The following is a 25,097-nucleotide window of genomic DNA, read 5'->3' on the forward strand; positions in this document are numbered from 1 at the left end:
CCACCCCTGAGTGACCAGGACGTTTCGCTCCGTTGTCATTCTGGTGGCCGGGCGTGACACAGCTGTCCGGTGGGCGGGACAGGGCGTCGGGGGCGGGGCGGGGGCCTATACGGTGGGAGCACCATGAGCGCTTCTCAGCCCCCTCGCCCCGCTGGTCAGAACCCTGACGCCGCCCTCCCGGGCGCGGACATGCCGACCCTGCTCGTCAAGATCTTCGGCAAGGACCGGCCGGGGATCACGGCCGGGCTCTTCGACACCCTGGCCGCCTACTCCGTCGACGTCGTCGACATCGAGCAGGTCGTCACCCGTGGCCGTATCACCCTGTGCGCGCTCGTCACCGAGCCGACCGTGAGTACGGAGGGCGAGCTGCGGGCCACCGTGCACAGCTGGGCGGAGTCGCTCAGGCTCCAGGCCGAGATCATCTCCGGTACCGGCGACAACCGGCCGCGCGGCAGCGGGCGTTCGCACGTCACCGTGCTCGGGCACCCGCTCACCGCCGAGTCCACGGCGGCCATAGCGGCCCGGATCACCGCGACCGGCGGCAACATCGACCGTATCTTCCGGCTCGCCAAGTACCCCGTGACGGCCGTCGAGTTCGCCGTCTCCGGCACCGAGACCGAGCCCCTGCGCACCGCGCTGGCCACCGAGGCCGCGGCCCTGGGCGTGGACGTCGCCGTCGTCTCGGCGGGGCTGCACCGCCGCGCCCGGCGGCTGGTCGTCATGGACGTGGACTCCACGCTCATCCAGGACGAGGTCATCGAGCTGTTCGCCGCGCACGCCGGGTGCGAGGACAAGGTCGCCGAGGTCACCGCCCAGGCGATGCGGGGCGAGCTCGACTTCGAGCAGTCGCTGCACGCGCGCGTGGCGCTGCTCGCGGGGCTGGACGCCTCCGTCGTGGACAAGGTCCGCACCGAGGTACGGCTCACCCCCGGCGCGCGCACCCTGATCCGTACGCTCAAGCGGCTCGGCTACCAAGTCGGCGTGGTGTCCGGCGGGTTCACCCAGGTCACCGATGACCTGCGGGAGCGGCTCGGCCTCGACTTCGCCTCCGCCAACACCCTGGAGATCGTCGACGGCAAGCTCACCGGACGCGTCATCGGAGCCGTGGTCGACCGGGCCGGGAAGGCGCGGCTGCTGCGCGAGTTCGCGGCCGAGGCGGGCGTACCGCTCGACCAGACCGTGGCGATCGGCGACGGGGCCAACGACCTCGACATGCTCAACGCGGCCGGTCTGGGCGTCGCGTTCAACGCCAAGCCGGTGGTCCGCCGGGCCGCCGACACCGCCGTGAACGTGCCGTTCCTGGACACCGTCCTCTATCTCCTCGGCATCACCCGCGAAGAGGTCGAGGCCGCCGACGGCCTCGCGGACCTGCCCCACTAGTCACGTACGGCGAAGAAGAAGGCGAAGAAGAAGGGGCCCGGTGGCGTTCCGCCGCCCCGGGGCCCCTTTTCGCGTACGTACGGCTCACGCGTGCGGCGCCCAGAAGTCCGTCAGCCTGCCGACGCCGTGCTCCACCGTCTTCCACGAGCCGGTGAACGCCACCACGGCGAACGCGGCGGTCGGGAAGCCGCTGCGGTTCATCCGCGGCAGCGCGTCCCCCTCGGACTCGCCCGCCAGCGCGTCGGCGAGCGCGTGCATCCCGGGGTTGTGGCCGACCAGGAGGACGTTGTCGACGTCGTCCGGCGTCTCGTTGAGGAGGGCGAGCAGCTCGCCGAGCGAGGCCTCGTACAGCCGCTCCTCGTACACGGTCCTGGGGCGGTGCGGCAGTTCCTGCACAGCCAGTTTCCAGGTCTCGCGGGTACGGGCCGCGGTCGAGCAGAGAGTCAGGTCGAAGGCGATTCCGGTCTCGGCGAGCCTGCGCCCGGCCACCGGGGCGTCCGTGCGTCCGCGGTCGGCGAGCGGCCGGTCGTGGTCGGACACCTGGGGCCAGTCGGCTTTCGCGTGCCGGAGGAGGACGATCCTGCGGGGTGTGTCGACGCTCATGCTCAACAGCTTCGCACGGATCACGCCATCAGGCGCAGGGTCCCGGCGAGCTCTCGCGCCTGGGTTGACAAGGGTGTTCACCGGGACAGCGAGTGCTGAACGCGGTCCATGAGGTGGCTGATAGCGGGGTGCGAACCGGCGGCCTCGGCGTCGTGCGAGCCCGTGATGAGCACCAGCAGCACGATGAAGGCGAGGGTGGGGAGCGCGACGCCCCACCAGGGGAGCCGGAAGTCGGCGCGGCCGGTGGCCGGCTGGGTGGACCGGGTGTGCGTACGGGCCGACATGGCCGCCTCCGTAAATCCGTAACGGTGAAGTACGTGGTCTCGCTGACGTACTTCGAACCTACGGAAGGGGGCGCCCGGAGCCCATCGGGTGACCCACCCACTTACCCCGGGGCTTTCCCCCCTAGGGGTTAGGGGGGCCAGCACCACCATGGGGTGCGTCGGCGCAGGTCAGGGCGATGCGATCGTCGCGATCACGGCGATGACGACCGTGATCGCCAGCATCGCGCCGAGCACGTAGAGGAGCTTCTTCTGACCGTTCTGGGGGTTCGGGTCGAGCACAGGCATGCGTTCAGTCTCGCATCCCCGCCTCGTCCTCCACCGTCCGGTCCCGGCCGGCCAGTGAACCGACCACGATCTGCGGCACCATCAGGCCCGCCATCAGCGCGATCGGCAGGCCCCAGCCGCCGCTGCTGTCGTAGAGGGCGCCGACCAGGGTGGGGCCGGGGATGGAGATGAGGTACCCGGTGGACTGGGCGAAGGCGGAGAGCCGCACCACGCCGGTGCCGGTCCGGGTACGCATCCCGATCATGGTGAGGGCGAGCGGGAAGGCGCAGTTGGAGATGCCGAGGAGCAGCGCCCAGGCCCAGGCGCCGGCGGCCGGGGCGAAGTAGAGGCCCGCGTAACCGGCGAGGCCGCAGGCGCCGAGGACGGCGACGATCGGGCCCTGGTTGCGCATCCGGGTGGCGACGCGCGGGATGACGAACGCGAGCGGCACACCCATCACCATGGTCACCGCGAGCAGGACGCCCGCGGTCCCGGCGGACACCCCGGCGTCCCGGAAGATCTGCGGCATCCAGCCCATCGTGATGTACGCGGCGGTGGCCTGGAGGCCGAAGAAGCAGGCGAGCGCCCAGGCGGTACGGCTGCGGGCGATCTTGAAGGCCGGGGCCTCCGCCTCCTCGCGGGCGGCCGAGGGCTGTCCGGCGGGCCGGTCCGAGCGGTCGCGGACGAGCAGCAGCCACGGCAGTACGGCGACGGCGGCGAGCAGCGCCCACATGCTCAGGCCGGTGCGCCAGCTGCCGCCGAGCACATCGGTGACCGGGACGGTGGCGGCGGCGGCCAGGGCGGTGCCGGCCGCGAGGGCCATCGAGTACAGGCCGGTCATGGAGCCGACGCGGTCCGGGAAGTACCGCTTGACGATCACCGGCATCAGCACGTTGCTGACGGCTATGCCCATCAGGGCGAGCGCGGTGGCCGCGAGGAAGCCGGGGGTGCCGCCGACGAACGGCCGCAGGAGCAGGCCCGCGGCGATCGCGGCCAGGCCCGCGCAGACGACGACGGCGGGGCCGAAGCGGCGGGCGAGGCGCGGGGCGAAGACGCCGAAGACGGCGAAGCAGAGCGGCGGTACGGAGGTGAGGACACCGGCGACGCTGCCGCTCATGTGCAGCCCGTCGCGCACCTCTTCGAAGAGCGCGCCGAGGCTGGTGATGGCGGGGCGCAGGTTGAGCGCGGCGAGGACGAGGCCGACGAGTACGAGGCGGGTCGTCCAGGCACCGCCGCCCGCGCCCGAGGGGGCGGCAGGGGCAGCGGGGGTGGTGGGGGCGCTCGGCGCGGGGCTCAGTGTGCGGGTCTCGTCGTCGGCCATGGGCCCATCATAGAATCATGGGATGATTGGTTGTCCAATCCCCTGTGCGGCCCTCATAGACTCTGGGCGACTCTCACTACAAGGAGCGGCATGGCGCTGAGCTCTCCCCGGCGGTCCGCCCTCGCCGACCAGGTGATCGCGCAGTTGCGCAACCAGATCACCTCGGGCGAGTGGCCGGTGGGATCGCGCATCCCCACCGAACCCGAGCTGGTCGAACAGCTGGGGGTGGCGCGCAACACGGTCCGCGAGGCGGTCCGGGCGCTCGCGCACAACGGGCTGCTCGACATCCGCCAGGGCTCGGGCACGTACGTGGTCGCGACGAGCGAGCTGGCGGGCGTGATGCACCGGCGCTTCGCGGACGCCGATCCCCGCCATGTGGCCGAACTGCGCTCCACCCTGGAGTCGTCGGCGGCCCGGCTGGCGGCCGAACGGCGTACGCCACGTGATCTGGCCCAGCTGGACGCGCTGCTCGCGCGGCGCGAGGAGGCTTGGGAGTCGGGCGACGCGGAGGCGTTCGTGGCCGCCGACGCCACGCTGCACCTGGCGATCGTCGCCGCCTCGCACAACGACGTCCTGACCGGGCTCTACGCCGACCTCGGCGACCTCCTGCGCGACTGGCTCCGCGACGACGTGGGCCGCGAGCTGCGGCCGGAGAACCACGTGGACCACGCCCGGCTGGTCGAGGCGATCCGGGCGGGCGACGCGGAGTCCGCTGCCGCGGAGGCCGCGGGCCATGCGTTCGTCTGCCTGAGCGACCGCATCTGAGTGCTTCGCCGCGCGGGGGCTTCCGGCTGCGGGTGGTCCGTGGCTGGTCGCGCCGCCCGTGCCCCTAGGGGGTGGGAGTGCTCGGCACCCCGCCACGCCGGTGCTCCGGCGTCGGCGGCGCCCCCGGCTTCTCATGGGTGACCCACACCGCCCGCACCTCCTTCCAGCAGCGGTCGGTGAGCCGTACGGTCTGCGCGGGCGCGACCTCCACCGGGGCCGCGTCGGCGTCGATGTCCCACCAGCGGGCGCACTCGGTGTGCAGCCGCACCCGGTCGGCGTCGGGGTACGGGTTGTGGCAGTACGCGATGACGTGCGAGCCCCGTACCAAGGTGCGGCAGTCGGCCCCGAAGGGCTCGTCCGGCGCGACCGGGGCGGGGTCGTCCGAGGTGGCGGCCCGTACCACCGAGGGGCCCGCGAGTGCGGCGAGGGCCGTGAGCAGGAGCGCCACCAGGGCGACGACTCGGCGCTCGGCCGTGCGCAAGGGCCGCACCGCCCCACCTCCTCCCCGGCGACTGCCCGACTTGTCCGCTTCGATCAGTCTGCGGGGAAGTGGCCCGACACGCACGACGGCCGCCCTCCGTCCGCGCGAGCGGAGGGAGGACGGCCGTAGGAGTCAGCAGGCTCAGGCACCCATCATGTGCACGCCGCCGTCGACGTGGACGATCTCGCCCGTCGACCTCTTCCTCGACGCCCCACTCGCACTGCTCGGCCCAGAGGCCTCACAGGCTTCGCGGGGGCTGCACCGGACTCCGTCCGGTGAGCCGGGCGGGGCCGTCGGGGCTCTCGCCGAGAGCCACGCGCCCCACACCGGTCCTGACGCCGTCAGGCGTCCTACGCACCCATCATGTGCACGCCGCCGTCGACGTGGACGATCTCGCCCGTCGACCTCTTCCTCGACGCCCCACTCGCACTGCTCGGCCCAGGGGCCTCACAGGCTTCGCGGGGGCTGCACCGGACTCCGTCCGGTGGGCCGGGCGGGGCCGTCGGGGCTCTCGCCGAGAGCCACGCGCCCCACACCGGTCCTGACGCCGTCAGGCGTCCTACGCACCCATCATGTGCACGCCGCCGTCGACGTGGACGATCTCGCCCGTCGACCTCTTCCTCGACGCCCCACTCGCACTGCTCGGCCCAGGGGCCTCACAGGCTTCGCGGGGCTGCACCGGACTCCGTCCGGTGAGCCGGGCGGGGCCGTCGAGGCTCTCACCGAGAGCCACGCGCCCCACACCGGTCCTGACGCCGTCAGGCGTCCTACGCACCCATCATGTGCACGCCGCCGTCGACGTGGACGATCTCGCCCGTCGTCTTCGGGAACCAGTCCGAGAGCAGGGCCACGATGGCGCGGCCGGCCGGCTCCGGGTCGGACATGTCCCACTCCAGCGGGGAGCGGGTGTTCCACACGTCCGCCAGGTCCGAGAAGCCCGGGATGGACTTCGCGGCCATGGAGCCGATCGGGCCCGCCGAGACCAGGTTGCAGCGGATGCCCTCCTTGCCCAGGTCGCGGGCGAGGTAGCGGGAGGTCGCCTCCAGGGCCGCCTTCGCCGGGCCCATCCAGTCGTACTGCGGCCAGGCGAACTGCGCGTCGAAGGTCATACCGACGACCGCGGCGCCGGAGCTCATCAGCGGGCGGCACGCCATGGTCAGCGACTTCAGTGAGAACGCCGAGACGTGCATGGCGGTCGCGACCGACTCGAAGGGGGTGTTCAGGAAGTTGCCGCCGAGGGCGTCCTGCGGAGCGAAGCCGATGGAGTGGACGATGCCGTCCAGGCTGCCGAGCTCGTCCTTGACCAGGCCCGCGAGCCGGTCCAGGTGCTCCTGGTTGGTCACGTCGAGCTCGATGACCTTGGCGGGCTTCGGGAGCTTCCTGGCGATGCGCTCGGTCAGGGTCGGGCGCGGGAAGGCCGTCAGGATGACCTCGGCGCCCTGCTCCTGGGCCAGCTTCGCCGCGTGGAAGGCGATGGAGGACTCCATCAGCACACCCGTGATCAGGATGCGCTTGCCGTCGAGAATTCCGCTCATGTGATCAGTGACCCATGCCCAATCCGCCGTCAACCGGGATGACGGCACCAGTGATGTACGAGGCGTCGTCCGAGGCGAGGAAGCGGACCGCTGCCGCGATCTCCTCGGGCTGCGCGTAGCGGCCCAGCGGCACCCCGGAAAGGATCGAGGTGCGCTGCTCGTCGGTGAGCACCTTGGTCATGTCGGTGTCGACAAAACCGGGTGCGACGACGTTGAACGTGATGTTGCGGGAGCCCAGCTCGCGCGCGAGGGAGCGGGCGAACCCGACGAGACCGGCCTTGGAGGCCGCGTAGTTGGCCTGGCCGGGCGAACCCATCAGACCGACGACGGACGAGATCAGGACGACGCGGCCCTTCTTGGCGCGCAGCATGCCGCGGTTGGCGCGCTTCACGACCCGGAAGGTGCCGGTGAGGTTGGTGTCCAGGACCGAGGTGAAGTCCTCCTCGGACATCCGCATCAGCAGTTGGTCCTTGGTGACCCCGGCGTTGGCGACGAGCACCTCGACGGGCCCGTGGGCCTCCTCGATCTGCTTGTAGGCCTGCTCCACCTGCTCGGCGTCGGTGATGTCGCACTTGACGGCGAGGAACCCCTCCTCCTGGAGGGCGTCCGGCTCTCCGGAGCGGTAGGTGATCGCGACCTTGTCGCCCATGGAGGCGAAAGCGCGGGCGATGGCGAGGCCGATGCCCCGGTTTCCTCCGGTGACGAGAACCGAGCGGCTCAACGGATCACCCTTTCGATAGCGGTTTCGTACTTCCGCAAACTATCGGTACCGGCCGTTGTACGGGGAATCGACCTGTGACAGTGGCGTACGGAAAGCGCTGTGGGGTCCCTACAGAAAGGGATAGGCAGGCGGCCCCGAACCGCGACATGATCGGGGCGACCGGTCTCACACGACAGGGAGACAGCTGTGCCATCTGGGACTCATTCCCTCGACGAAGCTTTCACGGCGCTGCCGCTGCGGGCCCTCGCCGACGCCGCGCTCGCCCGGGCCCGCGCGCTCGGCGCCGACCACGCCGACTTCCGCCTGGAGCGGGTGCGCAGCGCGGCCTGGCGGCTGCGCGACGCCCGGCCCTCGGGCTCGTCCGACACCACGGACCTCGGTTACGCGGTCCGGGTGGTGCACGGCGGCGCCTGGGGCTTCGCCTCCGGGGTCGACCTCACCATGGACGCCGCCGCCAAGGTGGCCTCGCAGGCCGTGGCCATGGCGAAGCTGTCGGCGCGGGTGATCGCGGCGGCGGGCTCCGACGAGCGCGTGGAGCTGGCGGACGAGCCGGTGCACGCCGACCGGACCTGGATCTCCTCGTACGAGATCGACCCCTTCTCCGTACCGGACGAGGAGAAGAGCGCGCTGCTCGGCGAGTGGAGCGAGCGGCTGCTGCGGGCGGACGGGGTGGCGCACGTGGACGCCTCGCTGCTGACCGTCCACGAGAACAAGTTCTACGCGGACACGGCGGGCACGGTCACCACCCAGCAGCGGGTGCGACTGCATCCGCAGCTCACCGCGGTCGCGGTGGACGGCGAGACCGGCGAGTTCGACTCGATGCGCACGCTCGCGCCGCCGGCGGGCCGCGGCTGGGAGTACCTGACGGGCACCGGCTGGGACTGGGACGCCGAGCTGGAGCAGATCCCGGCGCTGCTCGCGGAGAAGATGCGGGCGCCGAGCGTCGAGGCGGGCCGGTACGACCTGGTGGTGGACCCGTCGAACCTGTGGCTGACCATCCACGAGTCGATCGGCCACGCCACCGAGCTGGACCGGGCGCTCGGCTACGAGGCGGCGTACGCGGGCACCTCGTTCGCCACCTTCGACCAGCTGGGCAAGCTGACGTACGGCTCGTCGGTGATGAACGTGACCGGCGACCGCACCGCCGAGCACGGGCTGGCCACGATCGGGTACGACGACGAGGGCGTCCAGGCCCAGTCCTGGGACCTGGTGAAGGACGGCACACTGGTCGGCTACCAACTCGACCGCCGTATCGCCAAGTTGACGGGCCTGGGCCGCTCCAACGGCTGCGCCTTCGCGGACTCCCCCGGCCACGTCCCGGTCCAGCGCATGGCCAACGTCTCGCTCCAGCCGGACCCGGGCGGCCTCTCCACGGAGGACCTGATCGGCGGCGTGGAGCGCGGCATCTACGTGGTCGGCGACCGGTCGTGGTCGATCGACATGCAGCGCTACAACTTCCAGTTCACCGGTCAGCGGTTCTTCCGCATCGAGAACGGCAGGCTGGCGGGCCAGCTGCGCGATGTCGCCTACCAGGCGACGACGACCGACTTCTGGGGCTCGATGGAGAAGGTCGGCGGCCCGCAGACGTACGTCCTGGGCGGCGCCTTCAACTGCGGCAAGGCCCAGCCGGGCCAGGTGGCGGCGGTCTCCCACGGCTGCCCGTCGGCCCTGTTCCGGGGCGTGAACATTCTGAACACGACGCAGGAGGCGGGCCGATGACTCGCGGAATGCGCCGCACCGCCCCCGGCTGTGGGTCCGGGGGCCCGCAGCGGCAGCTGCTGATGTCACAGGCCCCGGGAAAGCACAGTCTGAACACGACGCAGGAGGCCGGGCGATGAGTTCCCGTACGACCGTCAAGCCGCACGAGATCGTCGAGCGGGCGCTCGCGCTGTCCGCCGCCGACGGATGCGTCGTCATCGCGGACGAGCACTCCTCCGCCAATCTGCGCTGGGCGGGCAACGCGCTGACCACCAACGGCGTGACCCGCGGCCGCACCCTCACCGTCATCGCGACCGTCGACGGGGCGCAGGGCACCGCCTCCGGTGTCGTGTCCCGGTCCGCCGTGACCGCCGACGACCTGGAGCCGCTGGTCCGGGCGGCGGAGGCGGCGGCGCGCGGCGCCGGGCCCGCCGAGGACGCCCAGCCGCTGGTGGAGGGCGTGCCGGTGGCGGCCGACTTCACCGACGCGCCCGCCGAGACCTCCTCGGCCGTCTTCACCGACTTCGCCCCCGCCCTCGGCGAGGCCTTCGCCCGGGCCCGCTCGGGCGGGCGCGAGCTGTACGGCTTCGCCAACCACGAGATGACCTCCTCGTACCTGGGGACGTCGACGGGCCTGCGGCTGCGCCACGACCAGCCGACCGGCACGCTGGAGCTCAACGCCAAGTCGCCGGACCGGGCGCGTTCGGCCTGGGCCGGGCGCTCCACGCGGGACTTCAAGGACGTCGACCCGGGCGCGCTCGACGAGGAGCTCGCCGTCCGGCTCGGCTGGGCCGAGCGCCGCGTCGACCTGCCCGCGGGCCGGTACGAGACGCTGCTGCCGCCCACCGCCGTGGCCGACCTGCTGATCTACCAGCTGTGGTCGTCGAACGCGCGGGACGCCACCGAGGGCCGGACCGTGTTCTCCAAGCCGGGCGGCGGCACCCGGCTCGGCGAGAAGCTGGCCCGGCTGCCGCTGACGCTGCGCAGCGACCCGAACGAGCCGGGCCTGGAGTGCGCGCCCTTCCAGCTCGCGCACTCCTCCGGCGACGACGCCTCCGTCTTCGACAACGGCCTGCCGCTGGCCCCCACCGACTGGATGCGGGACGGGAAACTGGAGCGGCTGATCACCACCCGGCACAGCGCCGGGCTTACTCAGCTGCCCGTGACCCCGTCGATCGGCAACCTGGTCCTGGAGGGCGGCGGCGAGCGCTCGCTCCAGGAGATGGTCGCGGCCACCGAGCGGGGCCTGCTGCTGACCTGCCTCTGGTACATCCGCGAGGTGGACCCGGCGACGCTGCTGCTCACCGGGCTGACCCGGGACGGCGTCTACCTCGTCGAGAACGGCGAGGTGGTCGGGGAGGTCAACAACTTCCGGTTCAACGAGTCGCCGGTGGACCTGCTGTCGCGGGCCACCGAGGCCGGGCGGACCGAGAAGACCCTGCCGAGGGAGTGGAGCGACTGGTTCACCCGGGCCGCGATGCCGGCGCTTCGGGTGCCGGACTTCAACATGAGCTCGGTCAGCCAGGGCGTCTGACCCCCATAGACTGGCTGCGCACATCCACACATCTGAGCCGAGGAGACGTACGACCGTGACGGACATCGTCGATGAGCTGCAGTGGCGGGGGCTGATCGCCCTCTCCACTGACGAGGACGCACTGCGCAAGGCGTTCGCGGACGGTCCTGTCACGTTCTATTGCGGCTTCGACCCGACCGCGCCCAGCCTGCACCTGGGCAACCTGGTGCAGATCCTGACCATGCGCCGGATCCAGCAGGCGGGCAACCGCCCGCTGGGCTTGGTCGGCGGGGCGACCGGGCTGATCGGCGACCCCAAGCCGAACTCGGAGCGCACGCTGAACGCGCCCGACGTCGTCGCGGGCTGGGTCGAGCGGCTGCGCGGGCAGATCGAGCCGTTCCTCGACTTCGAGGGCCCGCACGCCGCGACCATGGTCAACAACCTGGACTGGACGTCGGGCCTTTCGGCCATCGAGTTCCTGCGCGATGTCGGCCAGCACTTCCGGGTCAACAAGATGATCGCGAAGGAGGCGGTCGCGCGGCGGCTCAACTCCGACGTGGGCATCAGCTACACCGAGTTCAGCTACCAGATCCTCCAGGGCATGGACTTCCTGGAGCTCTACCGGCGCCACGGCTGTGTGCTCCAGACCGGCGGCAGCGACCAGTGGGGCAACCTCACCGCGGGCACCGACCTGATCCACCGGGTCGCCCCGGAGGCCGAGGTGCACGCGCTGGCCACTCCGCTGATCACCAAGGCCGACGGCACGAAGTTCGGCAAGACGGAGTCCGGCACGGTCTGGCTGGACCCCGAGCGCACCACGCCGTACGCCTTCTACCAGTTCTGGCTGAACGCGGACGACCGCGATGTCTCCAAGTTCCTGCGGATCTTCAGCTTCAAGTCCCGCGAGGAGATCGAGGAGCTGGAGCGGCTCACCGAGGAGCGCCCGCAGGCGCGCGCCGCGCAGCGCGCGCTCGCCGAGGAGCTGACGACGCTGGTGCACGGCGCCGACCAGTGCGCGGCGGTCGTCGCCGCGTCGAAGGCGCTGTTCGGCCAGGGCGAGCTGGCGGAGCTGGACGAGCCGACGCTGGCCGCCGCGCTCTCCGAGCTGCCGCACGCCCAGGTCGCCGAGCTCGGTCTGGTGGTGGACCTGTTCGCCGAGGTGGAGCTGGTGGCGAGCAAGTCGGCGGCCCGGCGCACGGTGAAGGAGGGCGGCGCCTACGTGAACAACGCGAAGGTGACGTCCGAGGACGCGGTGGTCACGGCCGGCGATCTGCTGCACGGCCGCTGGCTGGTGCTGCGCCGGGGGAAGAAGAACCTGGCCGCGATCGAGGTCAAGAGCGTCTGACCCGCACGTCCGGTACGTAGCGTTTGACCTGCGCTCAGGGCAGGTGGTGAGGGGCGGTCCCGCTACGGGGCCGCCCCTCGCCGTACCGTCTGAGCCTTGCCGTCAGGCGCCGTACCGTCGGGCGCCGTACCGTCGGGCGCCGTCCCGTCAGGCCCGCTGCCTGTTGCCCCGCATCGACATGTACAGCATGTCGCCGAGAAAGACGATGACGACCGCGGCCGCGATCTGGAGGCCGTGCCGCCCCCAGTCGATGCCCTTGGTCTCGGCGATGCCGATCGCGCGGGCGATCGAGTTGCCCACCACACCGCCGATGATGCCGAAGATGGTGGTCAGCCAGAGCGGACTGTGCTGCTTGCCCGGAAGGATCGCCTTCGCGATGAGGCCCAGCACGAATCCCACGATGATCGCCCACAACCAGCCCATGGCTGCCTCCTCGTTCCGCCGGGCGGGAGCACTCCGCCGGGCACTCAGCCGAGCACTCCACTCGACATGAGCAGTCGCAGCCAGTGTTGGCCCATCCGCCGTACGGCGCATGTCGGACTCGTCCGTACGCGGTACGCACCGGGTCAGTCACACACGCCGGACCTGCCCCGGTCTCGAACCCGGCGGATCCCGGGCGTACGGTGTGAACAGTCCGGACCGGGGAGAGTCCGGTGTGGAGTCGGGTGGTGGAGCTTGATGCGGAAGCGGAGCGGAGCCGAGGTCTTCCGGATCACCGGGGCCCGGCAGGGTCTCGCCGAGGACGTGCGCGGGCGGCAGCGCCGCTATGTGATCTCGATGTCGATCCGTACGGTGTCGGTCGTCCTGACGGCCGTCCTGTGGAACATCGAACGCCCTGTCGCAATCGTGACCCTGGTGTTGGGGGCCCTGCTCCCTTATGTGGCTGTGGTGATCGCCAACGCGGGGCGGGAGAACGTGCCTTCGCTGCCGTCGACGTACATCCCCGCGCCGGTCCGGCCGATGCTCGGGGCGGCTCCGGCGGGGGGTCCGGTGGGGGGTCCGGCGGAATCCGCGGAGGCCTTCGGGACCCCTGACCACGAACCGTGGTCACGCGAGCAGACCTGATCCGTCACAGTCTGCAAAGCTCAAGAAAAGCTCAGATCAATCATGAAGTTACGGTGCACCGCAGCGGGTCCCCCGTGACATACTGCGTAGGCGCTCCGCATCCCCCGTCGGAGCGACGGACCGACGCCGGGCAGCTCCCCCCGTGGCTGCTCGGCGTCGCCATGTCACCCCCCGCTCATGGCGCAGAATGTACCCGTGAGTGACGAGATCGCCGACGAGGCGCCGAAGTGTTCCGCCAAGGGCTGCCGCACCGCGGCCCTATGGGTCCTGGCCTGGAACAACCCGAAGCTGCACACGCCGGAGCGGCGCAAGACCTGGCTCGCGTGCGACGAACACCGCGAGCACCTCTCCCAGTTCCTGGACGTACGCGGCTTCCTCAAGGACGTGGTGCCGCTGGCCGAGTGGGAACCGGCCGCCGACCACTGACGGGTCAGCCGCCGATCGCCGACATCGGGCGGTCGGGCTGGAGGAACGCCGGGTCGTCCAGACCGGATCCGGCCTTCTTTCCCCACATCGCCAGCCGCCACAGCCGGGCGATCTCCTCGTCCGGCGCGCCCGAGCGCAGTGCGGCGCGCAGGTCCGACTCCTCACGCGCGAACAGACACGTGCGCACCTGGCCGTCGGCGGTGAGCCGGGTCCGGTCGCAGGCGGCGCAGAACGGGCGGGTGACCGAGGCGATCACGCCGACCCGGTGCGGCCCGCCGTCCACCACCCAGCGCTCGGCGGGCGCGGAGCCCCGCTCGTCGTCGCTCTCGGGGGTGAGCGTGAACCTCGTACGCAGCGAGGCGAGGATGTCACCGGCGGTGATCATGCCGTCGCGCTTCCAGCCGTGCTGGGCGTCGAGCGGCATCTGCTCGATGAACCGCAGTTCGTAGTCGTGCGCCACGGCCCAGGCCAGCAGGTCGGGGGCCTCGTCGTCGTTGAGCCCCGGCATTAGGACCGCGTTGACCTTGACCGGGGTGAGGCCCGCGGCGCGGGCGGCCTCCATGCCCTCGATGACGTCCTTGTGGCGGTCGCGGCGGGTGAGGGTCTTGAAGACCTCGGGGCGCAGGGTGTCCAGGGAGACGTTGACCCGGTCCAGACCGGCCGATTTCAGCGCGGCCGCGGTGCGCTTCAGACCGATGCCGTTGGTGGTGATCGACATCTGGGGGCGCGGCTCCAGGGCCGCGCAGCGCTCCACGATCCCGACCAGGCCCGGCCGCAGCAGCGGCTCGCCGCCGGTGAAGCGGACCTCGGTGACGCCGAGGTCGGTCACGGCGATGCGGATCAGCCGGACGATCTCGTCGTCGGTGAGCAGGTCCGGTTTGGCCAGCCACTGCAGGCCCTCTTCCGGCATGCAGTACGTACACCGCAGATTGCAGCGGTCTGTCAGTGAGACACGCAGGTCAGTGGCCACACGGCCGTATGTGTCGATGAGCACTGTGGGCCCCCTCCCCCGATTGCCGGTTGCTGTATACCGCCGAGCCTACGCGAGAGGGCTGACAACGGCGGGGGCCGTTTGACACGAGGTGCGACGCGGCCGCGTCGTAGGACCCTACGACGCGGCCGCGGCTCGTACCCGTACGGAAGCGCTAGTGGGCGCCGACTCCGCTGAGGGACTTGACCTCCAGCTCGGCGTATTTGCCGGCGTCCGGCTCCTCCTTGGACAGGAGCGATCCGATCAGGCCGAGCAGGAAGCCGACCGGGATCGAGATCAAGCCGGGGTTCTCCAGCGGGAACCAGTGGAAGTCGACGCCCTTGAACATGGACGTCTTCGGGTTGCCGGAGACGACCGGCGAGAACAGCACCAGCACGACCGCCGTCGTCAGACCGCCGTAGATCGACCACAGCGCGCCCTGGGTGGTGAACCGCTTCCAGAAGAGGCTGTAGAGGATGGTCGGCAGGTTGGCGGAGGCGGCGACCGCGAAGGCGAGCGCCACCAGACCGGCGACGTTCAGATCGCGGGCGAAGGCGCCGAGCACGATGGCGACGGCCCCGATGAAGACGGTCGCCCAGCGCGCGGCCCGGACCTCCTCCTTCTCGGTCGCCTTCCCCTTGCGGATGACGTTGGCGTAGATGTCGTGCGCGAAGGAGGACGAGGAGGCGAGGGTGAGGCCCGCGACGACCGCGAGGATCGTGGCGAAGGCGACCGCCGAGATCACCGCCAGCAGGATCGCGCCCCCGTTGGAGCCGCTGCCGCCGCCGATCTCCAGGGCCGCGAGCGGCGCCGCCGTGTTGCCCGCCGGGTTGGAGGCGATGATGTCGCCCGGTTTGAGCAGCGCCGCCGCGCCGAACCCGAGCACGATCGTCATCAGGTAGAAGGCGCCGATGATGCCGATCGCCCAGTTCACCGACTTACGGGCGGCCTTGGCGGTGGGCACGGTGTAGAAGCGGATCAGGATGTGCGGCAGGCCCGCCGTGCCGAGCACCAGGGCGAGGCCGAGCGAGATGAAGTCGAGCTTGGAGGTGCCGGTCTTGCCGTATTTGAGGCCGGGCTCCAGGAATGCGCTGCCCTTGCCGCTGTTCTTGGCGGCCGTGCCCAGCAGGTCGGACAGGTTGAAGTCGAACTTCAGCAGGATCAGGAAGGTGATCAGGATGGTGCCCGCGATGAGCAGGACCGCCTTGACCATCTGCACCCAGGTGGTGCCCTTCATACCGCCGATGGTCACGTACACGATCATGAGCACGCCGACCAGGGCGACGATCAGGACCTTGCCCGCGTCGCTGGTGATGCCGAGCAGCAGCGAGACCAGGACACCGGCGCCGGCCATCTGCGCCAGCAGGTAGAAGATCGAGACGACGATGGTGGAGGTGCCGGCCGCCGTCCGTACGGGCCGCTGGCGCATCCGGTACGCGAGCACGTCGCCCATCGTGTAGCGGCCGGAGTTGCGCAGCGGCTCGGCGACCAGGAGCAGCGCCACCAGCCAGGCGACCAGGAAGCCGATCGAGTACAGGAAGCCGTCGTAGCCGAAGAGCGCGATGGCGCCGGCGATGCCGAGGAAGGACGCGGCGGACATGTAGTCGCCGGAGACCGCCAGGCCGTTCTGGAAGGCGGTGAACTGGCGGCCGCCCGCGTAGAAGTCGGCCGCGCTCTTGGTCTGGCGGCCCGCCCAGACGGTGATGACCAGGGTCGCGGCGACGAACACCGCGAAGAGCGTGATGATCAGCGGCCGGTGCTCGCTGGTGGCGGTCGCCGCCAGCGGGAGGTGGGCGTACGGGGCGCTCATGCGTCGGCCTCCATGCGGGACTTGATCGCCTCGGCACGGGGGTCGAGCTTGGCGGCCGCGTACCGCGAGTAGAACCAGGCGATGAGGAAGGTGGTGAGGAACTGGGCGAGACCGAAGACGAGCGCCACGTTGATGTTGCCGAACAGCTTGTGGCCCATGAAGCCGCCCGCGTAGTTGGACAGCAGGACGTACAGCAGGTACCAGGCGATGAAGGCGACCGTCAGCGGGAACGCGAAACGGCGGTGGGTGCGGCGCAGTTCGGCGAACTCCTCGCTCGCCTGCACCTCGACGAACTTCTCGGTGGGGGGCTGGGCGGGACGCGTGTCGGTACCGCCTTCGGGCGGTGGCACGTCGGTGGCCACGGAGTCTCCTCGCGATGCGGATGCGGTGGGGATGGACGACAAGGGGGACCTCACTGTCGGGGACGGGTGATGGTGGTCCCCCCTGACAACGGCACGGAGGGCGTCGCGTCTCGGTTCAGACCGGTCGTTTTTTCTCTGACCAAGACCGGCGAACTCGTTGATGGGGCCGCATGATCAGCGATAGCTTCGCTGGTCATGTACCCGTCCATCCGTGACCCGCGGACGGACGGCTCTCACGGATGATGTGGAGAACCCATGGCTCATCTGGGATCCGGACGGCGACGGGCCCTCGCGCTCCCCGCCGGCCTGGCGCTCACGGCCTCGCTCGGCTTCCTCCCGGCGGGCACGGCCTCGGCCGCACCGGCCCCCGCCACCGACGGGCCGAACCTGTCGTACGTCGTCAACACCACGGGCGGGCACGGCACTTCGGCCCGCGTGCAGAAGGCGATAGCGAAGGCGGGCGGCACGGTCGTCGTCAGTTACGACCGGATAGGCGTGGTCGTCGTGCACTCCACGAACCCCGCGTTCGCCCAGGAGATACGCCGGGCCAGGGGCGTCTCCTCCGCCGGTGCCACCCGCACGACGCCCCTGAAGGCGCAGGCCACCACCGAGGAGGGCACCACCCAGGCCCTCACCCCGGCCGAGGCCGCGAAGGCGACGGCGGCCGCCGCGCCCGGCCAGGAGCCCCTCGAGGCCAACCAGTGGGACCTGCGGGCGATCGGCGCCGACAAGGCCGCCAAGATCTACCCGGGCAGCCGCCGGGTCACCGTCGGCGTGATCGACACCGGGGTCGACGACACCCACCCGGACCTCGCCCCGAACTTCTCCGCCGCCCAGTCGGCCAACTGCGTGGGCGGCGTCGCCGACACCTCGCCGGGCGCCTGGCGGCCGTACGTGGGCGGCAGCGACCACGGCACGCACGTCGCGGGCGAGATAGCCGCGGCCCGCAACGGGATCGGCGTCGCCGGGGTCGCGCCGGGCGTCAAGGTGGCCGGGATCAAGGTCGCCGAGCAGGGCAGCGGGCTGTTCTTCACCGAGGCGGTGGTCTGCGGGTTCGTCTTCGCCGCCGAGCACCACATCGACGTCACCAACAACAGCTATTACGTGGACCCCTGGTACTTCAACTGCAAGAGCGACCCGGACCAGAAGGCGCTGCTCGACGCGGTGACCCGGGCCAGCAAGTACGCCGAGCACAAGGGCGTCCTGAACGTGGCGGCGGCGGGCAACGAGAACTACGACCTCTCCAAGCACGCCCTCACCGACACCACCAGCCCGGACGACCAGCCCGAGCCGCACCCGACGGTGACCGTGGACCCGGCCAAGTGCCCGGACATCCCGGCCCAGTTGCCCGGTGTCGTCACGGTCGCGGCGACCGGCGTGCAGAACGTCAAGTCGTACTACTCGAGCTACGGCCTGGGCCAGATCGACGTGGCGGCGCCCGGCGGCGACAAGTACCAGATCCCGGACACCCCGGACAAGAACGGGCGGATCCTGGCGACGCTCCCGGGCGGGCAGTACGGCTACAAGCAGGGCACGTCCATGGCCACGCCGCACGTCGTGGGCGTCGCCGCGCTCCTGAAGTCCAAGCACCCGTGGGCGTCACCGGCCGAGCTACGGGAGATGCTCAAGGAGCAGGCCGACAACCCCGGCTGCCCCACCGGCCTGTACGACCCGGACGGCAACGGCGTCCAGGACTCCACCTGTGAGGGCGGCAAGCGCGTCAACGGCTTCTACGGCCGGGGCGTCGTCAACGCGCTGAGCGCGGTGACCGAGTAGCAGGACGACCGACGGGCGCGGCCGAGCAGCGCCGCGCCCGTCGCGCAGCACCTTCCCGTACGTACCGAGACATCTGCCGTACCAAGCTGAGACATCCGTCGTACCGAGACATCCGTCAGCCACATGGAGACCCCATGACGTTGCACCTCTCCCGTACGCACCGCGCCCTCGCCGTCTCCGTCGTCATGGCGACCGCCACCGCGCTCGCGATCCTGCCGGGCACGGCGTCGGCCGTGCCCACCGGCGGCGCGGCCACGAAGGCCGCCCCGGCCGCCGCCTCGCCCTCGCTCAGCTATGTCGTCAACCTCCGCAAGGGGTACGGCCACGCGGACCGGGTCAGACGCGCCATCGAGGCGGCCGGGGGCACGGTCGTCCAGTCCTACGACCGGATCGGCGTGATCGTCGTCCACTCCGCCGACCCCGGCTTCGCGACGGCCGTGCGGGCGGTACGGGGAGTGGAGTCGGCCGGGGCGACCCGGACCGCGCCGCTGCCCGCGCAGACCACCACCGACGTCGGCGCGCCCAAGGCGCTCACCGCCGAGGAGGTCCGGGCCGCCACCGCCGGGGCGTCGGCCGGTGAGGACCCGCTGGAGCCGCTCCAGTGGGACCTGAAGGCCATCAAGGCCGACAAGGCCCACGAGAAGACCCTGGGCAGCTCCAAGGTGACCGTCGGCGTCATCGACACGGGCGTGGACGACACCCACCCGGACATCGCGCCCAACTTCGACCGCGCCAAGTCGGTGAGCTGCATCGACGGCAAGCCGGACACCACCGACGGCGCCTGGCGGCCGTTCGCCACGGGCGGCTCCCCGCATGGCACGCACGTGGCGGGCGAGATAGCCGCGGCCAAGAACGGCGTCGGCGTCACCGGTGTGGCGCCCGGGGTGAAGGTCGCCGCCATCAAGGTCTCCACCCAGGGCGGCAGCTTCTTCTACACGGAGGCCGTCGTCTGCGGCTTCATGTGGGCCGCCGACCACGGCATCGACGTGACCAACAACAGCTATTACACCGACCCCTGGTACTTCAACTGCAAGACCGACCCGGACCAGAAGGCGCTGGTCGAGGCGATCACCCGGGCCAGCCGGTACGCCGAGTCCAAGGGCACGGTGAACGTGGCGGCGGCGGGCAACGAGAGCTACGACCTCGCGGCCGACTCGATCACCGACCCGGCCAGCCCCAACGACTCCACGCCGGGCGACCGGACCGTCGACCCGAGCGAGTGCTTCGACATCCCGACCCAGCTGCCGGGTGTCGTCACGGTCGCCGCGACCGGGGCCAAGGGCCTGAAGTCCTCGTTCTCCAACTACGGCCTGGGCGTCATCGACGTGGCGGCGCCGGGCGGCGACTCCACCGCCTACCAGCCGCCGCAGGCCCCGGCCACCAGCGGTCTGATCCTCGGCCCGGTGCCCGGCGGCAAGTGGGCCTACATGGCGGGCACGTCGATGGCTACCCCGCACGTGGTGGGCGTGGCCGCGCTGCTCAAGTCGGCGCACCCGCACGCGCCCGCCTGGAAGATCAAGGAGCTCCTGAAGGAGGGCGCCGACCCGACCGCCTGCCCCGACCCGTACGACATCGACGGCGACGGCAAGGCGGACGCGGTCTGCGAGGGCGGCCGGCACCACAGTGGGTTCTACGGGGCGGGGATCGTGAACGCGCTCCACGCGGTGCGGTAGCGGGTGCGCCGGGGCCGGGCGGGACCATCCGCCCGGCCCCGGCGGGCCGGACTACGGCTTGACCAGCACCTTCAGGGCCGTGCGCTCGTCCATCGCCTTGTAGCCGCCGGGGACGCCGTCGATGCCGACCGTCAGGTCGAAGACCGGGGAGGGATCGACGGCGCCGGACAGGACGTCCGGCAACAGCTCGGGGATGTAGGCGCGGACCGGCGCGACGCCACCGCGCAGCGCGATGTTGCGGTCGAACATGACGCTCAGGTCGAGGCCGGTGCCGCTGCCGTGCGGGACGCCCACGTAACCGATGGCGCCGCCGTCGCGGGTGATCTCCACGGCCGTACGCATCGACTGCTCGGTGCCGACCGCCTCGATGACCGCGTGCGCGCCCTGGCCCTGGGTCAGATCGCGCACCGCGTCCACGGCGGCCTCGCCGCGCTCGGCGACGACATCCGTGGCGCCGAAGGTCCGCGCGATGTCGGTGCGGACCTGGTGGCGGCCGAGGGCGATGATCCGCTCGGCGCCGAGCCGCTTGGCGGCCAGGACACCGCAGAGCCCGACGGCGCCGTCGCCGACGACGGCGACCGTGGAGCCGCGCTTCACCCCGGCGCCGACGGCCGCGTGGTGGCCGGTGCCGAGCACGTCGGAGAGGGCGAGCAGGGCGGTGAGCAGGTGGTCGTCGGAGGCCGCGGCCGCGGGCAGCTGGACGAGCGTGCCGTCGGCGAACGGGACCCTGACCGCCTCGCCCTGGCCGCCGTCGGAGCCCACCGAGCCCCAGAAGCCGCCCTGCGGGCAGGACGTCTGGAGCCCCTCGGCGCAGTACTCGCAGGTGCCGTCGGACCAGACGAAGGGCGCGACCACCAGGTCCCCGGCCCGGAACCCGTTCACCTCGGAGCCCGTCTCCTCGACCACACCGAGGAACTCGTGCCCGATCCGCTGCCCGGGCTGCCGGGCGGACTCGCCCCGGTAGGCCCACAGGTCGCTGCCGCAGATACAGGCCCGCAGCACCCGCACGACCGCGTCGGTGGGGAACCGGACCACGGGGTCGGGCACGTCCTCCACCCGGATGTCGTGGGGGGCATGGATGACGGTGGCGCGCATGGGGGAGATCCTTGCTGGTCAGTACGGGGACAGTCCGGATCCGGCCATACCGGGGGTCCGGTTCTCACCGTACGCCCGTGCGGAGCGGGGGTGCGCGGCGAGACGAGTCGGTAACCGCCGGAAGCGGGCCCGGCCGCGGGCGTAGGATTCCCCCCTCCGGGGGCCTGGGGAGGTCAACTGCCGTGACAGGCATGGAAGTCGCGCTCGTACGGCTGGCGGGCACGGTGGTCTCCACCGTCACCAAGTCCCTCCTGAGTCCGAAGCCCGGCGCGGGCCTGGTGTCCGCCCCCGTCCGCCCGCTGCCGAGGCCCGCGTCGCCGGAGCGGCTGGCGAAGGTCCTCGGGCGGCGCCTGACGGACGCGTACGGCTCGCTGCCGGACCACGAGCGCACGGCGGCGGCCGACGCCGTGGCGGACGCGTTCGCGGCGGCCGGCGAGCTCACTCCCGAATACCTGTTCTCCCTCGGCCTGGACCCCGAGCGGCTGCGCGCCGGACTCCGCCGCCCGCACCCGGGCCCGGGCGAGGCCCTCTACGAGGAGCTGCTGGGGCTCTGCTGCGCCCATGTGGTCGAGCAGCTGACCGCGCACCCGGCGTTCGCCGCACGGGCGGCGGTGGAGCAGGTGCGGGCGGCGGGGCGCACGTACGACCTGGTGTCGGACGTACGCGACCGGCTCGGCCCGCGCGCGGAGGCGGCGGCCCTGAGTTTCGAGGAGCGGTACGCGGCCTATGTGACCGAGACGCACGGGCGGCTCGAACTGTTCGGGCTGACGCTGGGGCGCTCGCGCGGCGAGTGGGCGCTGGACACGGCCTACATCAGCCTCGCGGTGAGCGGCGAGCGCGGGGACTTCGGGCCGGCCCGGGGCGACCAGGTCGCGGTCAAGGCCGAGCAGGCGCTCGCCGGCGACGACCGCCTGGTGCTGCGCGGCCCGGCGGGCTCCGGCAAGAGCACGCTGGTGCAGTGGCTGGCCCTCAACGCGGCCCGGCGCACCTTCACCGGAGAGCTGGCGGACTGGAACCGGTGCGTCCCCTTCGTCTTGCGGCTGCGCGCCTTCACCCAGGCGGACGCGCTCCCGCTGCCCGACGAGTTCCTGCGGGCGGCCGGGGTGCCGCTGCACGGGGCGGCGCCCCCCGGATGGGTGGAGCACGTGCTCGCGCACGGGCGGGGGCTGGTGCTGGTGGACGGGGTGGACGAGGTCCCGACACGGCTGCGCCACCGGACCGAGACCTGGCTGAAGTCGCTGATCGCCGCGTACCCGAACGCCCGGTACGTCGTCACCACCCGCCCCTCCGCCGTCCCCGTGGACTGGCTCTCCCGGCAGGGCTTCGCGGCCCACTCCCTGCTGCCGATGGAGCGGGACGACATCCGCGCCTTCATCGGCCACTGGCACGACGCGGCGCGCGGCGAGTGCCTGAGCGCCGCCGAACGGGCGCAGCTCGCCACATACGAGACCTCGCTGCGCCAGGCCGTCGGCAGCCGTCGCGACCTGGGCCGGCTCGCCACCAATCCGCTGATGTGTGCCCTGCTGTGCGCGCTCAACCGGGACCGCCGGATGCAGCTTCCGCGCGCCAGGAAGGAGCTGTACGACGCGGCGCTGGACATGCTGCTCGTACGGCGGGACACGGAACGCATGATCGCGGGCGTGGAGGGGGTCGAGCTCACGCGCGAGGAGCAGACCGCGCTCCTGCAGCGGCTCGCGTACTGGCTGATCCGCAACGCCCAGGTGGAGGCCGAGCAGGTCGAGGCCATGGAGATGATCGCCGACTGGCTCACCGCGATGCCGCAGGTGCGGGGCACCGCCGAGCAGGTCTTCGCGCATCTGCTGATCCGCAGCGGCCTGTTGCGCGAACCGGCCCCCGGCACCGTGGGCTTCGTGCACCGCACCTTCCAGGACTACCTGGGGGCGAAGGCGGCGGTGGAGTCCCGCGACTTCGGTGTCTTGGCGGCCAACGCGCACGACGACACCTGGGACGACGTCGTCCAGATGGCGGTCGGCCACGCGCGTCCGGACGAGCGGGCCCGCCTGCTCAAGCAGTTGCTCCGCCGGGCCGACCGGGCCCCGAAGCTCCGCCACCGGCTGGTACTGCTGGCGGCGGCCTGCTTGGAGCACGCCCCCGAGCTGGACCTGGCGATCCGGGAGTCGGTCCAGTCCCGCACCCAGGAGCTGCTGCCCCCGCGCAGCCTGGACGACGCGGAGAAGCTGGCGAAGGTGGGCGAGCTGGTACTTGAGCTGCTGCCGGGGCCGGAGGGACTGGACGAGTACGAGGCGGGGGCGGTGGTACGGACGGCGGCGGCGATCAGGGGGGATGCGGCGCTGGAGGTGATTTCGCGGTTTCGGGGGGACGGGCGGGGGCTGGTGGCTGTCCAGCTCTCGACTGCCTGGGGGTCCTTCGACAGTGAGGAGTACGCACGGGAGGTATTGGCGGCGGGGGCGTGGGATCAAGCTTTCCTGACCGTCACAACTGGGGGTCAGTTGCAGGCACTTCGTCTGCTACCCGGCGCACGGCACATCCAGTTGTCCGGCAACCACTCGGATCTCACCCCTTTGATCGCGGCCCGGGAAACGGAATGGTTATTTGTCTACGGCAGCATGGATCTCGCGGATCTCACCCCTCTTGCCTCCCTTCCCCGGCTCAAGCGGCTTTATCTGAGCCGATGCTCCGCAGTGCAAGATCTGACGCCGCTGACCGGGTCTGGCCTTGAGCACATTTCCCTCTACATGCTCGATCCAGAGCTGTCACTGGAACCGCTACGGGAGATGCCTGGCCTCATCAGCGTGTCCGTCGGCCATCCCGCGCTCATCGAGAGCCTCACCGAGCTGCCCGTAGGCCCTCGGTTGACCTCGCTGACGCTTCAGCGACAGATTCGGTATGCGAGTCTCCGGGGCATCGAACGCTGGCCTCTCCTCACCGATCTGACGCTCACCGGGCAGTCGCAGCTGCGGGAACTGTGCCGGATGCCCGACGTGCTCGGACGGCTGCGGCGCCTGTGTCTCTATGAGCTCGGCTCTCTCGACCTCAGGATGCTGGCCCGTGCCACCAGGGTCCAGAGCCTGGTTCTGACCGAATGCGAAATCCCGGGCGGACTGGGTCCGGTGCGCGAGCTTCCCCAACTGACGGAGATATATCTCTCCCGATCGACGACCGCCGGCGCTCCGCTCGATCTCTCGCCACTGGCCGACCTTTCCGCGCTCACCATCAGGGCGCCCGACGACCAGCCCCTCACCGGCGCCGACCAGATCCCCCCAGACCGCCTCAAGCGAACCCGCACCCGCCCCTGACCCTCAAACCCCCGCCGCCCCCAACAACGACCCCGCCAGATACGTCACCCCCATGGCCACCGCGCCCCCACCCACGTTCCGCAGCACCGCCGCCCCCACCGGCGCCGCGCCCAGCCGGGCGCTCCACCAGCCCGTCAGGGCCAGGGCGGCCAGCACCGAGGTGACCGTCACGTACAGGCGTACCGAGGACGGGGGCAGGACGATGGCCAGCAGGGGCAGCAGGGCGCCGGCCGTGAAGGCGAGGAAACTGGCGCCCGCCGCGTGCCAGGGGTTGGCCAGTTCGTCGGGGTCGATGCCGAGCTCCACGCGCGCGTGGGCGCGCAGGGCGTCGCGCTCGGTGAGCTGCTGCGCCGCCTCCCGCGCCACCTCGGGGCTGAGGCCGCGGTCCTCCAACAGGCCGCTCAGCTCCTTCAGTTCGGCCTCCGGCTCCTCGCGCAGCTCGCGCCGCTCCTGCGCCAGCGCGGCCTTCTCGGAGTCGCGCTGGGTGGACACGGAGACGTACTCGCCCGCCGCCATCGACATCGAGCCCGCGAGCAGGCCGGCCAGGCCCGCCGTCAGCAGGGCGGAGCGGTCGTCCGTCGCGCCCGCCACGCCGACGACGAGGCCCGCCGTGGACACGATGCCGTCGTTGGCGCCGAGGACCGCGGCCCGCAGCCAGTTCAGGCGCGCGCCGAGGGCCCCGCCGTGGGCCTCGTCGTGGCCCTGGGCCATCTCCGCTTCCGTCATGCGGCG

Annotated in this window: 23 protein-coding genes; 10 read left to right on the plus strand and 13 right to left on the minus strand. The window is 71.5% G+C overall.

The genetic code is table 11. The features are described 5' to 3' along the window. Nucleotides 1-123: 123 nt before the first annotated feature. Entirely contained in the window at nt 124-1,380 is a 1,257-nt protein-coding gene (gene serB, locus AB0G17_RS29630) for a phosphoserine phosphatase SerB (protein ID WP_361389412.1), read from the plus strand. 84 nt (nt 1,381-1,464) lie between these two features. Here the strand turns inward: serB and AB0G17_RS29635 are convergent, their stop codons facing one another. The 4 genes from AB0G17_RS29635 to AB0G17_RS29650 form a co-directional block, all read right to left on the minus strand. After that, nucleotides 1,465-1,983 carry a histidine phosphatase family protein gene (locus AB0G17_RS29635; protein ID WP_361389415.1) on the minus strand — a complete coding sequence of 173 codons (519 nt, stop codon included), beginning with the start codon at nt 1,981-1,983 and terminating at the stop codon, nt 1,465-1,467. A gap of 77 nt (nt 1,984-2,060) precedes the next feature. Beyond that, on the minus strand, nt 2,061-2,267 hold the full coding sequence (locus tag AB0G17_RS29640) for a hypothetical protein (RefSeq protein ID WP_361389418.1): 207 nt from the start codon (nt 2,265-2,267) through the stop codon (nt 2,061-2,063). A 168-nt stretch (nt 2,268-2,435) separates the two neighbouring features. Continuing rightward, a complete protein-coding gene (locus tag AB0G17_RS29645; RefSeq protein WP_361389421.1) occupies nt 2,436-2,552 on the minus strand; it encodes an SGM_5486 family transporter-associated protein in 117 nt (38 codons plus the stop codon). Between the two features lie 4 nt (nt 2,553-2,556). Continuing rightward, the gene (locus tag AB0G17_RS29650) at nt 2,557-3,852 is read right to left on the minus strand and encodes an MFS transporter (protein ID WP_361389424.1); all 1,296 of its coding nucleotides are present in this window, start codon (nt 3,850-3,852) and stop codon (nt 2,557-2,559) included. A 90-nt stretch (nt 3,853-3,942) separates the two neighbouring features. Between AB0G17_RS29650 and AB0G17_RS29655 the strand changes: the two genes are divergently transcribed. Beyond that, nucleotides 3,943-4,617: a FadR/GntR family transcriptional regulator gene (locus AB0G17_RS29655; RefSeq protein ID WP_361389427.1), complete on the plus strand. Its 675-nt coding sequence runs from the start codon at nt 3,943-3,945 to the stop codon at nt 4,615-4,617. 64 nt (nt 4,618-4,681) lie between these two features. Here AB0G17_RS29655 and AB0G17_RS29660 read toward each other — a convergent pair whose 3' ends face one another. The 3 genes from AB0G17_RS29660 to fabG form a co-directional block, all read right to left on the minus strand. Then, nucleotides 4,682-5,107, minus strand: coding sequence for a hypothetical protein (locus tag AB0G17_RS29660; RefSeq protein WP_361389430.1), 426 nt, complete (start codon nt 5,105-5,107; stop codon nt 4,682-4,684). A 758-nt stretch (nt 5,108-5,865) separates the two neighbouring features. After that, a complete protein-coding gene (fabI, locus tag AB0G17_RS29665) occupies nt 5,866-6,633 on the minus strand; it encodes an enoyl-ACP reductase FabI (RefSeq protein ID WP_361389433.1) in 768 nt (255 codons plus the stop codon). A 4-nt stretch (nt 6,634-6,637) separates the two neighbouring features. Continuing rightward, entirely contained in the window at nt 6,638-7,354 is a 717-nt protein-coding gene (gene fabG, locus AB0G17_RS29670; protein WP_101387674.1) for a 3-oxoacyl-[acyl-carrier-protein] reductase, read from the minus strand. Between the two features lie 186 nt (nt 7,355-7,540). Between fabG and AB0G17_RS29675 the strand changes: the two genes are divergently transcribed. The 3 genes from AB0G17_RS29675 (at nt 7,541) to tyrS (ending at nt 11,910) form a co-directional block, all read left to right on the plus strand. Further along, a complete protein-coding gene (locus tag AB0G17_RS29675; RefSeq protein WP_361389436.1) occupies nt 7,541-9,073 on the plus strand; it encodes a TldD/PmbA family protein in 1,533 nt (510 codons plus the stop codon). Nucleotides 9,074-9,188: 115 nt separating this feature from the next. Further along, nucleotides 9,189-10,586, plus strand: a complete 1,398-nt coding sequence (locus tag AB0G17_RS29680; RefSeq protein WP_361389439.1) for a metallopeptidase TldD-related protein — start codon at nt 9,189-9,191, stop codon at nt 10,584-10,586. A 55-nt stretch (nt 10,587-10,641) separates the two neighbouring features. Further along, nucleotides 10,642-11,910, plus strand: coding sequence for a tyrosine--tRNA ligase (gene tyrS, locus AB0G17_RS29685; RefSeq protein WP_361389442.1), 1,269 nt, complete (start codon nt 10,642-10,644; stop codon nt 11,908-11,910). 147 nt (nt 11,911-12,057) lie between these two features. Here the strand turns inward: tyrS and AB0G17_RS29690 are convergent, their stop codons facing one another. Then, nucleotides 12,058-12,333: a GlsB/YeaQ/YmgE family stress response membrane protein gene (locus AB0G17_RS29690; RefSeq protein WP_361389445.1), complete on the minus strand. Its 276-nt coding sequence runs from the start codon at nt 12,331-12,333 to the stop codon at nt 12,058-12,060. Between the two features lie 255 nt (nt 12,334-12,588). On the opposite strand from AB0G17_RS29690, the gene AB0G17_RS29695 reads away from it, so the two are divergent. After that, entirely contained in the window at nt 12,589-12,975 is a 387-nt protein-coding gene (locus AB0G17_RS29695) for a DUF3099 domain-containing protein (RefSeq protein WP_361389448.1), read from the plus strand. Between the two features lie 195 nt (nt 12,976-13,170). Continuing rightward, nucleotides 13,171-13,401: a hypothetical protein gene (locus tag AB0G17_RS29700; RefSeq protein ID WP_361389451.1), complete on the plus strand. Its 231-nt coding sequence runs from the start codon at nt 13,171-13,173 to the stop codon at nt 13,399-13,401. 4 nt (nt 13,402-13,405) lie between these two features. Here the strand turns inward: AB0G17_RS29700 and moaA are convergent, their stop codons facing one another. The 3 genes from moaA to AB0G17_RS29715 all read right to left on the minus strand — a co-directional run bounded on the left by moaA (nt 13,406) and on the right by AB0G17_RS29715 (nt 16,543). Next, complete coding sequence (gene moaA, locus AB0G17_RS29705) at nt 13,406-14,395, minus strand: GTP 3',8-cyclase MoaA (protein ID WP_361389454.1); 990 nt, start codon at nt 14,393-14,395, stop codon at nt 13,406-13,408. Between the two features lie 151 nt (nt 14,396-14,546). Next, entirely contained in the window at nt 14,547-16,181 is a 1,635-nt protein-coding gene (locus tag AB0G17_RS29710) for a cation acetate symporter (RefSeq protein ID WP_361389457.1), read from the minus strand. Beyond that, nucleotides 16,178-16,543: a DUF485 domain-containing protein gene (locus tag AB0G17_RS29715; protein WP_361389458.1), complete on the minus strand. Its 366-nt coding sequence runs from the start codon at nt 16,541-16,543 to the stop codon at nt 16,178-16,180. The genes AB0G17_RS29710 and AB0G17_RS29715 overlap by 4 nt, the downstream gene beginning before the upstream one ends. Before the next feature lie 255 nt (nt 16,544-16,798). Between AB0G17_RS29715 and AB0G17_RS29720 the strand changes: the two genes are divergently transcribed. Continuing rightward, the gene (locus AB0G17_RS29720; protein ID WP_361389460.1) at nt 16,799-18,319 is read left to right on the plus strand and encodes a S8 family serine peptidase; all 1,521 of its coding nucleotides are present in this window, start codon (nt 16,799-16,801) and stop codon (nt 18,317-18,319) included. Nucleotides 18,320-18,453: 134 nt separating this feature from the next. Next, the gene (locus AB0G17_RS29725) at nt 18,454-19,992 is read left to right on the plus strand and encodes a S8 family serine peptidase (protein WP_361389462.1); all 1,539 of its coding nucleotides are present in this window, start codon (nt 18,454-18,456) and stop codon (nt 19,990-19,992) included. Between the two features lie 51 nt (nt 19,993-20,043). Here AB0G17_RS29725 and AB0G17_RS29730 read toward each other — a convergent pair whose 3' ends face one another. Further along, complete coding sequence (locus AB0G17_RS29730; RefSeq protein WP_361389464.1) at nt 20,044-21,087, minus strand: zinc-dependent alcohol dehydrogenase family protein; 1,044 nt, start codon at nt 21,085-21,087, stop codon at nt 20,044-20,046. A 191-nt stretch (nt 21,088-21,278) separates the two neighbouring features. On the opposite strand from AB0G17_RS29730, the gene AB0G17_RS29735 reads away from it, so the two are divergent. Next, nucleotides 21,279-24,365, plus strand: a complete 3,087-nt coding sequence (locus tag AB0G17_RS29735) for an NACHT domain-containing protein (protein ID WP_361389543.1) — start codon at nt 21,279-21,281, stop codon at nt 24,363-24,365. A gap of 3 nt (nt 24,366-24,368) precedes the next feature. Here AB0G17_RS29735 and AB0G17_RS29740 read toward each other — a convergent pair whose 3' ends face one another. Continuing rightward, nucleotides 24,369-25,091, minus strand: coding sequence for a VIT family protein (locus AB0G17_RS29740; protein WP_361389466.1), 723 nt, complete (start codon nt 25,089-25,091; stop codon nt 24,369-24,371). Between the last annotated feature and the right edge of the window lie 6 nt (nt 25,092-25,097).

The organism is Streptomyces sp. NPDC023838 (assembly GCF_040639555.1).
GTDB lineage: Bacteria > Actinomycetota > Actinomycetes > Streptomycetales > Streptomycetaceae > Streptomyces.